The organism is Chryseobacterium aurantiacum (assembly GCF_003020585.1).
In the GTDB taxonomy this organism is placed as follows: Bacteria; Bacteroidota; Bacteroidia; order Flavobacteriales; family Weeksellaceae; genus Chryseobacterium; species Chryseobacterium aurantiacum.
This window is the reverse complement of the sequence record NZ_PXUE01000001.1, coordinates 896405-910751: the sequence shown is the minus strand read 5'-3', so window position 1 is coordinate 910751 and position 14347 is coordinate 896405. Positions and strand designations below refer to the sequence as shown.

Annotated in this window: 13 protein-coding genes; 8 read left to right on the top strand and 5 right to left on the bottom strand. The window is 35.9% G+C overall.

Annotation, left to right across the window (positions count from 1 at the left end):
- Nucleotides 1–53: 53 nt before the first annotated feature.
- The 4 genes from C7D53_RS04100 to C7D53_RS04085 form a co-directional block, all read right to left on the bottom strand.
- Nucleotides 54–917, bottom strand: a complete 864-nt coding sequence (locus tag C7D53_RS04100; protein ID WP_106915097.1) for a DUF58 domain-containing protein — start codon at nt 915–917, stop codon at nt 54–56.
- Nucleotides 918–1011: 94 nt separating this feature from the next.
- Nucleotides 1012–1470: a GNAT family N-acetyltransferase gene (locus C7D53_RS04095; RefSeq protein ID WP_106915096.1), complete on the bottom strand. Its 459-nt coding sequence runs from the start codon at nt 1468–1470 to the stop codon at nt 1012–1014.
- A complete protein-coding gene (locus C7D53_RS04090; protein WP_106915566.1) occupies nt 1470–2474 on the bottom strand; it encodes an AAA family ATPase in 1005 nt (334 codons plus the stop codon). The genes C7D53_RS04095 and C7D53_RS04090 overlap by 1 nt, the downstream gene beginning before the upstream one ends.
- 237 nt (nt 2475–2711) lie before the next feature.
- Nucleotides 2712–4013, bottom strand: a complete 1302-nt coding sequence (locus tag C7D53_RS04085) for a hypothetical protein (protein ID WP_106915095.1) — start codon at nt 4011–4013, stop codon at nt 2712–2714.
- Nucleotides 4014–4252: 239 nt separating this feature from the next.
- Between C7D53_RS04085 and C7D53_RS04080 the strand changes: the two genes are divergently transcribed.
- The 7 genes from C7D53_RS04080 (at nt 4253) to C7D53_RS04050 (ending at nt 12529) form a co-directional block, all read left to right on the top strand.
- On the top strand, nt 4253–5590 hold the full coding sequence (locus tag C7D53_RS04080) for a peptide-N-glycosidase F-related protein (RefSeq protein WP_106915094.1): 1338 nt from the start codon (nt 4253–4255) through the stop codon (nt 5588–5590).
- Between the two features lie 333 nt (nt 5591–5923).
- On the top strand, nt 5924–6394 hold the full coding sequence (locus tag C7D53_RS04075; protein ID WP_076352382.1) for a DinB family protein: 471 nt from the start codon (nt 5924–5926) through the stop codon (nt 6392–6394).
- Nucleotides 6395–6496: 102 nt separating this feature from the next.
- Nucleotides 6497–7234 (top strand): 23S rRNA (guanosine(2251)-2'-O)-methyltransferase RlmB, encoded by a 738-nt coding sequence (gene rlmB, locus C7D53_RS04070; RefSeq protein ID WP_106915093.1) that lies wholly within the window; start codon nt 6497–6499, stop codon nt 7232–7234.
- A 36-nt stretch (nt 7235–7270) separates the two neighbouring features.
- Nucleotides 7271–8320: a DUF6263 family protein gene (locus tag C7D53_RS04065; RefSeq protein ID WP_106915092.1), complete on the top strand. Its 1050-nt coding sequence runs from the start codon at nt 7271–7273 to the stop codon at nt 8318–8320.
- 84 nt (nt 8321–8404) lie between these two features.
- A complete protein-coding gene (locus tag C7D53_RS04060; RefSeq protein ID WP_106915091.1) occupies nt 8405–8635 on the top strand; it encodes a hypothetical protein in 231 nt (76 codons plus the stop codon).
- A gap of 31 nt (nt 8636–8666) precedes the next feature.
- Nucleotides 8667–11201: a YfhO family protein gene (locus C7D53_RS04055; protein ID WP_106915090.1), complete on the top strand. Its 2535-nt coding sequence runs from the start codon at nt 8667–8669 to the stop codon at nt 11199–11201.
- Nucleotides 11202–11233: 32 nt separating this feature from the next.
- Nucleotides 11234–12529, top strand: a complete 1296-nt coding sequence (locus C7D53_RS04050) for a glycosyltransferase family protein (RefSeq protein WP_106915089.1) — start codon at nt 11234–11236, stop codon at nt 12527–12529.
- Between the two features lie 37 nt (nt 12530–12566).
- Here C7D53_RS04050 and C7D53_RS04045 read toward each other — a convergent pair whose 3' ends face one another.
- A complete protein-coding gene (locus C7D53_RS04045; RefSeq protein WP_106915088.1) occupies nt 12567–13208 on the bottom strand; it encodes a hypothetical protein in 642 nt (213 codons plus the stop codon).
- A gap of 142 nt (nt 13209–13350) precedes the next feature.
- Here C7D53_RS04045 and C7D53_RS04040 point away from each other — a divergent pair, with 142 nt between their 5' ends.
- On the top strand, nt 13351–14319 hold the full coding sequence (locus tag C7D53_RS04040; RefSeq protein WP_106915087.1) for a YpdA family putative bacillithiol disulfide reductase: 969 nt from the start codon (nt 13351–13353) through the stop codon (nt 14317–14319).
- Nucleotides 14320–14347: the final 28 nt, after the last annotated feature.

Here is a 14347-nt window from a genome sequence, read left to right as displayed (position 1 = left end):
TGTTAAATAATAAAGGGCGTGCCTTATGTTTTATTTACGGTTAAAATCCGATGTTATTTTTTCTGAAAATAATTATATAATAATCTTGAATAATCCGAGCCTGTATTAATATTCATAAAACTGGCCGAACTATTGGCAAAATCTTCCTCCAACGCTCTTAACTTTTGTTTTTGAGCCTCGGCAAAAGTATATCTCCATCTTGCACTGGAAGTATTTGCCCATATTTGTTTTCCTGTCTCTGCATCATATAATAATGTATATCCTACATCAGGAATTTCGTTGTCTTTTTCATCATAGATCCGCATTCCCAATAACTGATGTTTCTTGGATGCTACTCTCAGCATTTTGGAATCATATTCATCTTCAAAATCTGAAAACAGGAACACCAATGATTTTCTTTTAAAGATTCCCATCATATATTCCATCGCTTTATCTATTTTGGATTCAGCGGGAATATAATCTGCAGTCAGGATATTGCTGATAATGGAAAGAATATGTTTTCTCCCTTTTTGAGGCGGAATCACTTTATACACTTTATCTGCAAAAAGGATCAGCCCAACCTTGTCATTATTTCCTGCTGCTGAAAACCCTAAACTGGCGGCAATTTCTGCTACATATTCTCTTTTCAGCTGAACTTTCGTTCCATAGTCCATAGAAGCAGAAATGTCTACCAAAATCATCATGGTAAGCTCTCTTTCCTCCTCCATTACTTTTACAAATGGTTCACGGAAACGTGCTGTTTTATTCCAGTCGATTCTTCTAATTTCGTCACCAAACTGATAGGGACGAACTTCGGAAAATGTCATTCCCTGCCCTTTAAAGGCACTGTGATATTGCCCCATTAAAGCAGCCTCCGTCTTTTTTCTGGTACGGATCTCTATCTGCTTTACTTTCTTTACAATATCTTTTATCTGCATACACAAATTGGGTTATGGGTTTGAGAATAAGTGTATTTTAGGGATATCCTATTGAAAAATCCATCTTTACATCTCATATCTCCGGGCCTTATTTTTAGTTTTTAAATTCAATGGATACATTCAGCCATTCGTTATCGAACTTTGGGCTGTATTTCTTATAAAAATTAATGGCTGGTTCGTTCCAGTTCAATACCTGAAATACCATTCCACTGTATTCATCAGATTTCCCATGTTCCAATGTTGCATCAAATAAGAGTTTTCCAATCTGTTTTCCTCTCATTCTTTCTGTTACTACCAAGTCTTCAAGATACAATCTTCTTCCTTTCCATGTAGAATATCTGTCATAATATAATGATATCCCTACAACCTCACCATTGAACTCCGCAACAAAGGCTCCCCAAACCGGAGATTTTCCAAATCCATCTTCGATAAAATCATCTAGGGTTACGGTTACTTCATGCAATGCTTTCTCATATTCCGCAAGCTCCCTGATTAATTCCAGCATCGAAGCGCAGTCTTCCTTCACTGCTTTTCTAATAATAACATCGTTCATTATGGTGCCTGGATTTTAGCCAAAATTCTACTGATAATCTCTTCGGTTGAAATTTCTTCTGCTTCCGCTTCAAAGGTTAAGCCCATTCTGTGTCTCAATACATCCTTGGCCAATGCTTTTACATCTTCAGGAATAACAAAGGCTCTTCCTTTTAAGAACGCGTATGCTCTAGAAGCAATAGCAAGGTTAATGGAAGCTCTTGGTGAAGCACCAAAACTGATATAATTTTTAAGCTCAGAAAGCCCATAATTCTCAGGATAACGGGTGGCAAAAACCATATCCAGAATATATTTTTCTATTTTTTCATCCAAATAGATTTGATTAATTAATTCTTTAGCCTCTACAATATCCTGTAATGAAATCACAGGGTTTACGGTAGGCTGATGGGATGTGGAAACCATTCTCATAACCTGTCTTTCATCTTCAAAAGAGGGATAATCTATGGTACACTTCAGCATAAAACGATCACTTTGTGCTTCCGGCAGCAGATAAGTTCCCTCCTGATCAATTGGGTTCTGTGTTGCCAATACCAAAAATGGCTTTGGAAGCTTCATGGTTTCATCACCAATGGTCACCTGTTTTTCCTGCATTACTTCTAACAATGCCGATTGCACCTTTGCCGGAGCACGGTTAATTTCATCCGCAAGTACAAAATTCGCAAATACGGGCCCTTTTTTTATAGAGAAATCATTGTCTTTGATATTAAAGATCATAGTTCCCACCACATCTGCAGGAAGCAAATCCGGTGTAAACTGAATTCTTGAGAACTCACCATGAACAGCATCTGCCAAGGTTTTAATGGCTAAGGTCTTTGCCAGCCCCGGAACTCCCTCAAGAAGTACGTGACCATTTCCTAGAAGCCCTATCAAAAGGCGGTCTATCATATATTCCTGTCCAATGATAACCTTGTTGATTTCTTGTCTCAGAAGAGAAAATAAGTAGTTTTTTTCTTTTACTTTTTCCGTCAATTGGCGAATATCTTCTGCTTGATGTATATCTGACATAGCTTGATTTAAAATAGGTGGTAAATTTCTGATAAATACTTGCATTAATCAACACAATCAATGCCATTTTTGAGTTAAAGTTTGTTAAATATTCTGAACACAATATCGAATGAAAAACAATATTGCTTCAGTTGTTTCACATCATTATCATTTCAAATAAAAATGTTGCGATAATAATACCGCAACATTTTTATTATACTAAATTATAAATCAGTTAAAAAAGAATTTATAAATGCATTAAAGCTTTGTGATGGTAATGGTAAATACATCCTCCGGCTTATCTACTGAATCTTCGTAAGATCCTACATTTATATAATATTCAGTTCCTGCAGTGGTTGTAATGGTCTTAGTTTCGGAACTGCCGCCACCGCCATTATCTTGTGTACCTACACAAACTAAGTTATTGCATGTACCGCTGTATATTCCAATTTTCGGATCAAAAGTAATAGTTCCCGGAGCCGCTTTAATTGTAAATTGGCCTCCATCTCCTGTAAACTTGAACCATAGTCCATCATTCATTCCATCATTTGGACATGCGGTTACAAAACCTGTATTATTAGTGGAAGACATACCATCAGTCTGTACGTAGGTATATGGAAAAACAGTTGCCTGCAAAGCTCCTGAACAAGCATCATTTGCCGGTATTGGGGGAATTGTTTTAAAAATATTATTCGCGCAACCGGTAGATTCTCCATTAGCTGAAACAGCTGTCACTTTTAAGTAGTAATTGGTATCCCGATTCAGAACAATGGATGGCGAAAGATTAAAATTAGCAGCATTTACTGTCTGCTGATTGATAACCTCTGTACCTCCGAAAGTTGTTCCTAGGGAAACCTTATAAGAAGTAGCTCCTATAACGGGCTGCCAACTAATATTAGGAGACAGAGAAATAAACTGAGCATTATTTGTAGGATAAAGTATAAAAGGACATCCTGGAGTAGAATTAGCCGTTAATCCTGAAATTGTTATTGATGATTTGTAATCAGCTCTTATCCCTCCGGGTGGAGATGCAGGATCAACAACTGCATTATCTCCTTTGTAATAAAGGGTAGAGTTTGGAATATGTGAATAAACTCGGAAAGCTTCATCAAAATTATTAATGTCAATACTTGGAGCATTTTCCTTGGCCGCTACTACTAGATTATCTGCATTATTATAAGGAAATGGCGTAGCAAAAACTACATCAACCTTACCATTATTCTTTGTTACAGCACCTGCAAAAACCTGAGTAAGCTGTGCTGCAGCTATCCAATCTGTACCTGAAGCAAATGCTGTTTTGGGAGTATGTCCCAGATAAACTGTCCAATTAGAAGAATCGGAAATAGTAGCCGATGGATCCACATAAAATGTAAGGCCGGTAATATTTCCTGCTGCATTGGCATTGATCTCCTGCTTAAGGTATATCTGTTGAACATAGGAATAGGAAAAAAAGCTGCTTACAGGCGCAGTTCCCACGTTTGTACTTCCAATATTGATATTGATTTGGGCATTAACACCCAATACTGTAAGTAACAAAGACAAAAGTAAAATTCTTTTCATTATTAATAATATTAACATCGAATATGATGCTAATTTAATAATAAAATATTAATTTTTATAATAAAAAAAATTATTCAACCTTATATTCTCATAAATTTAATGTAATATCCACAAGCTTAATGCTATATCAATAAAAAATTTACACAATCAACAACGAAATCTATTTAACACAAAAATATAATTGTTAAAATAATATTTTTAATACATATTTTAATATATTTACAGGAAATACCCACAATATGTATAAAAGGCTATTTTTTTCAAGTATCTTCCTTGCAGGTCTTTTTAAGTCACAAACAACCACGATGACGAATCTGATCTCTCAGGCAGTATATTATGACGGTTATGCAGCACCGGTCTCAACCCCTGTACCACCTGGTCTTATCAGACTTGGAAATACCCGGTACGCAAAAAAAATTACAGATGCGGAACTGGATTCTTTTAAAGCTAAGATCGCCATGAGGGTGAGCATTGGAGCATTATGTGACAATTATGACCGTCTGGGAGAGGTATTTTTGGCTATGGTTCCAAAAAACCAACCTACCTACACCATGGATGATGCCAACGTTAAAAGAATTGAAGTAGGCAGATATATCACTCCTTTCATGAACAAGAACCGAACTCCTACTGAAGTTCCTTACACCTACGATATCAGCAATCTTTATAATGTATTTCATGACAATACACTCCGAAGTACCTATGATATGTATATGGAGCTGGATGTTTTTGGAGTTCCTTATGCAGCCCAAACACAGGTTCAAGGATGTACGGGAAGAATTGATGTTTTTTCCGGAACCCTGACTTTCTTTTCAACAGATGCAGGTGCAACTCCTACAGACTATAATACGCTTGTTCCTCTGTTAAGCTATAGCAGACTTAATAATTATAACAGTACAGACGTTACAGGGGAAACAGTGAGAATTGTAAGTTTCAATTTACCCAACCCTGTTACCAACGCCAATTTCTCTGTAATATCCACTCCACATGGCGCCGATGAAGGGGGTGAGGAATATGTAAGAAGACAAAACTACACCTATGTAGATGATGTACAGGTATTAACCTATACGCCCGGCGGAATATCCTGCGAACCATTCAGAGTGTATAATACCCAGGGCAATGGAATCTACGGAACAACACCCTCTTCATTTGCTGAATGGACTGCCTGGAATAACTGGTGCCCGGGAAATTCAGTTCCTATCAGAAAATTTACACTTCCAAGCATGACTGCTGGAAATCATACCCTAAAGCATACAATACCTACCGCTGTCTTTAACCAGCAAAAGGGTGATGTTTATTTATCGGTTTATATGCAAGGGAAAAGTGATGCTACCCTGAATGTAAAGGATGTGAAAACCATTGATGTTAATATTTACCCCAATCCTACTGCTGATTTCGTTACTGTAAAATCTAAGGAAGATGTGGCCTCAATGACTCTTTTCAGTATGGAAGGTAGAAAACTTACTGAAATCTATAAAGAAAACAGAATTAATCTTTCTTCTTATACAGCAGGGATTTATTTTTTAAATATTGTATTGAAAGACGGAACTACTTTTAAACATAAAATCATAAAAAAGTAACAGATTTCAATATTTACAAGAATAGCAATTTGCTTTCAAAATCTTTATAAAACATAAAGAAATTCATAAAAAACAGTTAATAAAACAATAAAAAATCCTCTTTTGAAAAAAAAATCAAAAGAGGATTTTATCTTCATAAAAAATTATAAATATCTAAAAAGTAGAAGTTAAATTTTCTAAAACCTGTTGGTATACCATCAAATTTCCCACTAAAAAGAAAATTATAAATAATGTATTTTTTCAACATTGCAGAACTTTTACTTTAATCCCCTACCTAAAAAATTGTCATTTCCAGTTTATTAAACTATTTTTGGAGATTAAAATTTCTGCAAAATGAATTATCATTTTCAAGCACACAGACAGGTGAGAAAGAACCTTTTAGATATCCTGCAGAACACTTCACACGAAGATCTTCTGCTGATTCCGGATGGTTTCAACAACAATATCTACTGGAATATAGCCCATACAGTTGCTACACAGCAACTTTTGCATTATTACCTTAGTGGAAACCCATTCCGTATAGATAAGTACTGGATTGAAACCTACAAAAAAGGAACTTTACCTAACTTAAATGTTCAAAAATCTGAAGTAGAAGACCTAGAGTTCTTACTTACTGAGACTTCAAAGATTTTAATGAAGGATTACGATAGTGATTTCTTTTCAGACTACACTCCTTATACAACCAGTTTTGGAATGGATCTGAAGAGCATTCAGGATGCTATTATCTTCAACAACATGCATGAAAGCTTGCATTATGGCTATGCAATGGCGCAGAAAAGAGCAATTTTAGGAGAAAAATATTAATACAAAGCTGGATAAAAGAAAGCAAAAAATTCGAAGTGACAATACTTTACAAACATTTTTATTTTCAATCCTAGAGCTTAAACATAAACATTAAACAACTCAATGAAAGACGATTTTATTTTCGGGCTACGTCCCGTGATTGAAGCAATTGAAGCAGGAAAAACGATTGACAAGATCTTTGTGCAGAATGCACTTCAGGGTCCTATTTATGCTGAACTGAAGGCGATTTTAGCAAAAAATAAAATTCGTCCTAACTATGTTCCGATTGAAAAACTTAATCGTTTTACAAGAAAAAATCACCAGGGGGTGGTTGCTTTTATTTCGGATGTTCCGTTTCACAAGGTGGAAAACATTGTTCCTCAATTGTTTGAAGAAGGAAAAACTCCTTTCTTATTGATTTTGGACAGATTAACAGATGTAAGAAACTTCGGGGCCATCTGCAGAACTGCAGAATGCGTAGGAGTAGATGCCATTATTATTCCTGAAAAAGGAGCAGCACCTATCAATTCTGACGCTATCAAGACTTCTGCGGGAGGTATTTATAATATCAAAATCTGTAAGGAAAATAATCTTGCCCACGTGGTAGACTTTTTACAACAGAGCGGAATTACTGTATTTGCAGCTTCTGAAAAAGCTCAAAAACTAATCTATGATGTTAACTTTACTGAACCATGCGCTATTGTTATGGGAAATGAAGAAACCGGAATCTCCAAGGAGGTGCTGCATCATTCAGATGAAAAAATCAAACTTCCTATCGAAGGGAAAACTCAATCACTAAACGTTTCTGTAGCATGCGGTGCGATCTTGTATGAAGCTGTAAGACAGAAAATGTTGAAATAATTAATTCGATAACACAACACTTAAAAAAATCAGAAAATGAAAAACATAGCAGCATTAGCGCTAATCTCATCTATAGCCCTTGTTTCTTGTAAAAAAGAAACTGCAAAAATAACTAAAGTAGATCCAAAAACCGGAAAAACAGTAACCGTAGAAGTACCTGCTGATTCTGTAGCGAAAGTAGCAGAAAACCCGGCTATCAAAGACTCTGCGGGGATCGTTACACAATCTTTCAAGCTTGAAAAAGGGAAAACTTACCCTCTTACAACTTATCAGAGAGATGTAAAGACGATGACAGATCCACAGGGAAAATCTATTACAGCAACTACTGAATCTACGGATGAAATGAACTTTACAGTAAACGATATTAAGGGAAATGTATATGAAATGACCCTTAACCTTGTTTCTAAAAGAAGCTCTCAGTCTGCACAGGGAAAAACAGTTGTTGTAGATACCAAACTTCCTCTTCCTAAAGAAGATGATCTAAAAATGATCTGGAATATCAACAGAGCGCTTACGAGCAACAAGCTTGATATGAAGATGGATACAAAAGGTAATGTAATTTCTATTACAGGTTTTGATGCTGTTTATACAAAAGTGTCTAACGCTGTAGGAACTCTTATCAAGGATGCTAATGAAAAAGCTAGCGTTGTAGCAAGTTTAAAGCAATCTTTTAATGAAAAAGTATTAAAAGATCAATTCAGTAAAAACCTTGCTATTATTCCTAAAAAAGGAGTAAAAGTAGGTGAAAAATGGACTACTTCTGAAAATGCAGATCCAAGCGGAAGCATTAAGGTAACTTCAAACTATGTGTTGAAAAGCCTAGGAAACGGAACTGCTGAAATTACAGTATCCGGAGGTATCCCTAAGAAAACAGAAAAGAAAGCTCAGGGACCTATCACTCATAGCCTAAGCAGTGAACTTGTTCAGAACGGAACCATTAAGTTTGATGAAAATACAGGATGGATTACTAATCAGAATATCAACGTAAAAACAACTCAGATTGAATCTATTACAGACGGAAAACAATCTCAGTCTATGAAAAGCGTTTCCAATTCTTCTGTAATGGTAAACCCTTCTGCAAAATAATTGAATAACCGAGTTTGAAGATAAGAACAGGAGGAAAAACTAAAAACTTTAAACTCTGGACCTTAAACTTTAAATTTTAAAATTATGAAGTACATTCTTGAGTTAGTACTGTCTGCCATCGTTATTTTCTTTGTCTGGAACATTCTGAAAAGGATTTTCTTCAAGACATTTTATAGCTATCGTTTCAACAACAATAACGGTAACCAGGATAACAGGCAACAAGATATACACAACTCAAATAAGGATAACAACCTCAAATGGGATGCAGAAACAGTAGACTATGAAGAGGTGAAAGAGAGTAATGACAAAAGGTAAAAAATCCAAGAAATAAAAGATAATAACCAGCATGGCAAAAAATAAAAACTTAATTTATATTGCAATTTCGTTAGTAGTATTTATAGTTTTAGCATTTTTATATTCCACTCCTGTATTTTCAGGAAAACAGCTTTTTCAGCATGATATTGTACAATACAGAGGAGGAGCAAAAGAACTGCTTGACTATAGAGCCAATACCGGAAATGAAACCTATTGGAGCGACTCCATGTTCGGAGGAATGCCTACTTATCAGATGGGTAGCCAGTTTAAGGGCGACATCATCAAGAAAATCGATAGCAATCTAAATTTCCTGCCAAGGCCGGTTAATTATCTCTTCCTGCTTTTTGCAGGTTTTTTCCTTTTGGGAATGGTAGTGGTCAGAAACTGGAAATATGCTCTACTAGGAGCTACTTTCTTTGGGCTTTCCACCTATTTCTACATCATTATTGCTGCAGGACACAATGGAAAAGTAAATACCATTGAGTATTTTGCACCACTCTTAGCCGGAATTTTACTGGTTTATATCAGAAAACAATACATCTGGGGATTCATTGTCACGACCTTATTTATGGGGCTTCAGATTGCGGCGAACCACCCACAGATGACCTATTATCTATTTCTGGCTCTAGGATTTTTATTCCTGTCCGAATTAATCAGAGCGATCCAGAAAAAGACTCCAATGAAACATTTCCTTATTTCATCAGGAATCATTGCAGCAGCATGTATCATTGGTGTGGGAATGAATGCACAAAGGATCATGGCCAACTCTGAATATGTAAAGGAGACCGTTCGTGGAAAGCAAATCCTAACCAATGACAGTCATACTTCAGGAAAATCCGGAATGGATAAAGAAAGTATGCTGATGTGGAGCTATGGACAGCTTGAAACATTAAACCTTTTCATCCCAAGATTAATGGGAGGCGGAACCCAGGAGCCGGAAGGAAAGGAAATGATGAACACTGTACAGGGTCTTATACAGGAAAATGTAGGATCACAGGCTGAAATGGACAGAATTTCTAAAGGGTTCAGCGGAATGACCTATTGGGGTGATCAGCCGGGAACTTCAGGACCTGCTTATCAGGGTACTATTGTATGTTTGCTTGCTTTATTAGGATTCTTCTTTGCCTGGAAAAAGTATCGTTACTGGATTTTGGGAGCTTCAGTCCTTACCATTTTATTGGCCTGGGGAAGCAACTTTATGCCATTATCTGATTTCTTTATTGATTATGTTCCTTTTTATAATAAGTTCAGAGCCCCTTCTTCCATCTTGGTAGTTGTGGAATTATTATTTCCATTAATTGCCATCTTAGGATTATACAGATTCTTCACAGATGAAAAACTGACAGAGGAATATAAGCAGAAAATTCTAACCTATGTAAGTGGAGGAACATTAGGATTATTATTAATTCTTTTAATCTTCGGAAAATCATTACTAGGATTCTCTACAGAAAATGAGAAAACCTACTTCCCTCCTTTCCTATTGGATTATCTGGTAGATGAAAGATTTAAGCTGTTTAAAATAGATGCTATAAAGGCATTTATCTATGTAGCAATTGTGGCTGTGGCTCTATTCTTAAGCTTAAAGAAAAAATTATCTCAGAATATCGCTTTAGTAATTATTGGAGCAGTAAGTTTATTTGATCTGTGGACGGTAAACAAGCGTTATTTAAATGACGAAAACTATGTAGATAAGATCTTTGCTGAAAACCCTTTCCAGACAGAAAGCTCAGATCTGCTTGCTGAAAAAGTTCAGGGAAATCCAAACCTTGAATCTATCTTATCCAATGTCAATATCAACAAGACATTAGAAACGATTGCTGATAAAGATAAAGCACACTACAGAATTTACAACCAGACCCTTGGAGTTACAAGTGAAACAAACACCTCTTATTTCAAGGCCTCAATTGGTGGTTACCACGCTGTAAAACTTAGAAGATATGACGATGTACTGAATGAGTATATCAATAATATTGACAGTGTAAAAACCCCTAAAATATTAAATTTACTGAATGCCAAATACATGGTTTTCGGAGGTCCGGAGCAGCCACAGGTTGTTCCTAATCCAAAAGCCAATGGAAATGCATGGTTTGTAAGCGACTTAAAATTTGTAGATACACCTAATGAGGAAATAAAATCTATTGGGGTTATCGACAATAAGAAGACCGCAGTTATTGCATCGTCTGACAAGTCATATTTCAGCAACAAACCGGTTCAGGCAGATTCTACAGCATTTATTAATTTAACGAAGTATCAGCCTAACGAGCTTGAATTTAAATCACAGTCGAAAACCCCTCAACTGGCGGTATTTTCTGAGGTTTATTATCCTCACGGGTGGAAAGTTCTGGTTGATGAACAAGAAGTACCTTACATTAAGGCAGATTATTTACTCCGTGCAGTACATGTTCCTGCAGGAAATCATCATATCAGAATGGTTTTTGAACCAGAAGTGATTGAAAAAGGAAAATGGATCTCGCTTCTATGCTTCGGATTATTCATTGCATTGGCTGCCTTTGGAATTTTCTGGATGAATAAAAACAAGAAAAAAGAACTTCCTCAAACCGTTTAAGTTCAAGTTTTAATGCAGACTGTATCAAATTAATGGAACAGAAGAAAATATTGATTATCACCTATTACTGGCCTCCTGCGGGAGGTCCTGGTGTTCAAAGATGGTTGAAGTTTGCCAAATATCTTCCTGATTTTGGCTGGAAACCCATTATTTATACTCCTGAAAATCCAAGTTATCCTTTACTGGATGAGACACTGATGAAAGATGTTCCTGAAAACATTGAAATCGTAAGAACAAAAATTTGGGAGCCTTATCAATTGGCAGAAAAGCTTAATAAAAGCAATAAAAAATTTAAGGCCGGGCAATTTGATGTAGGAAAAAACCAAAGCTGGAAATCCAAGCTTTCTATTTGGGTAAGAGGAAACTTCTTCATTCCTGATGCACGAGTTTTTTGGGTAAAGCCATCCATTCAGTTCCTTGAAAAATATATCCGGGAAAACAAGATTGACACCATTGTAACTTCCGGTCCGCCCCACTCTCTTCATTTGATTGGATTAGGCCTTAAAGAAAAACTTCCCAATCTTAAATGGATTGCAGATTTTCGTGATCCGTGGACAGAAATTTCTTATTATAAGCATTTAAAATTAACCAAAAGCTCAGATAAAAAACATCGCCAGTTAGAAAGTGCTGTTTTTAAAAATGCAGATATTACTCTTGCAACGAGCTATACAGATGCCGAAAATTTCCGTAAAGCAGGTGCTCATGCCTTTTGTATTACCAATGGTTTTGACGAAAGTGATAGAAGTGAAAAGCTAAAAACGCTGAAGAATACTGAAGATAAATTTACCTTAAGCTATATCGGAGTTTTGGAACAGCTTAGAAACCCTGACAATCTTTGGACAGCATTGGATGAACTCGTAAAGGAAAATGTAGAATTTGCCAGACATTTCAGTTTAAAATTCGTAGGAAGAATTGATGATAAGATTCTTCATTCTATTGAAAATTCAAGTCTGAAGAACCACATTCTGAATTTAGGTTACCTTTCCCATGGAAAAGCTGTTGAGGAAATGCAAAATTCAGAAATATTGTTGATTACCAACTTCCCGAATGAATCATCAAAAGGGATTATCCCCGGAAAAATATTTGAATACCTTGCTTCCGGAAAGCAGATTCTCTCATTTGGACCAGATAAGGCAGATGTTTCAAAAATATTAGACGAAACCGGCGCCGGAAAGCATTTCAGTTATCGAGATTCTGAAACAGTAAAAACATTTATTCTGGAAAAATTTGATCTTTGGAAAAACGGAACCCTTTCAGAAAACACTCAGAATATTGAACAGTTCTCAAGAAAGAGCCTTACAAAGCGACTTACAGAAATTTTATCATAATAAAAGCTGGAGATGAATCTCCAGCTTTTTTGTTTTTTTAAATCGTCCATTGGTCATTCACCACAGCAATCAGATAGTATTTCCCCTGAAATTCTTCAAATACCAAGCGAAGTGTCTTCCAATCCATCTCACTGCTTTTTTCAGTTCCTTTGATATAATTTTCTGTAAAGTCATGCTTAGGATAAGCTTCCTCAAGATTATTAAGTGAATTTCCTCCCCCTACAAATTTATTCAGTGAATATTGAGAGGTTGTAAAGTCCTTGGAAAAAACCCATTTACCAAGATAATCATTAATGGTAGCCTTATAAGGATCTCCCGACCCATCCTTTGCTCCCCAGGTAAACAAGGTTTTTGTAGGTTGATATTTCTCAAAATCTGCTTTAGAAAAATGTTTATCTTCTTTTTGATCTACAAAGGCATACATAGAGAAGCTAATTCCTTTTCCAGGATGAATAAATGAAGCAAAGGTCTTATAATCTTTAGCTTTTAACGATTTTAAAACCTCATCATTAGCCAACTTCAGGGCTTCTTCCTTTTTAGCTTTATCTTTAATAATGGCAGCACTGTCTTTTTTTACCCGAACTATAGTATCAATCTCATTTGGAACTGGTTTTCCAGCTTCTTTTTTACAGGCTACAACAAGACCCAATACCAACATTGAAATAAGTAGTTTTTTCATATTTTTATTTTGTAGTAAGTAAAAAACACCAAAACTGATGCCATAAAGAGAGATGGAATAAGAGGGGCAAGATTTAAAATATAAATGGATACAATTCACAGTTCATTAATATATTTTCCCAATTACATCGTACATTTGTTATATGGAAATTTTGGATATTCTCATTATAGGAGCCGGCCCCATCGGTTTGAACTGTGCCATTGAAGCTGAAAAAAACAACCTAACGTATTTAATTCTGGAAAAAGGAACCATTGTCAATTCATTGTATCATTATCCTTTATACATGCGTTTCTTTTCAACCGCTGAGAAACTGGAAATTGACGGAACGCCCTTTATTTCTACCGCTCCAAAACCAGGAAGACAGGATGCCCTGGAATATTATCAGGGAATTGCCAGACAAAAGAACTTGAATATTCATCTGTATGAGAAAGTTTTGAATGTTTCTAAAAATAATGATGTCTTTGAAATTGAAACGACAAAGAGAAATTACCTGGCCAAAAATGTAGTGATTGCCACAGGTTTTTATGATATTCCAAATCCCATGAATATTCCGGGTGAAAATCTCCCTAAAGTAATGCATTATTATACCGAACCTTATCCTTATGCAAGGCAGAAAATTGTGGTTGTGGGTTCCAGTAATTCGGCGGTGGACGCTGCCCTTGAAACCTATAGAAAAGGAGCCGAGGTTACCATGATTATCCGTCATTCTGAAATATCAAAGAGTGTAAAATATTGGGTAAAACCTGATATTGAAAACAGAATTTCCGAGGGCAGCATTACTGCTCACTTTAATTCTGAGATAGTTGAAGTAAAAGAAAATTCTGTTGTTTTCAAAGATGAAAATAATAAGATCCATGAAATAGAAAATGACTTTGTTCTGGCTATGACCGGCTATCTTCCTGATTTTGATTTTCTGAGAAACTCCGGTATCGAGCTGAATGGTGATTGCCTGAATCCGTACTACAATCCTGAGACAATGGAAACCAATGTTTCCAACCTTTATCTGGCCGGTGTTGTTTGCGGTGGAAAGGATACTCACCTTTGGTTTATTGAAAACTCAAGAATTCATGCCAGCTTGATTATCAATTCTATTCTATTAAAAAAAGAATAAAAAAATATACCCCCAACTGAATAATATT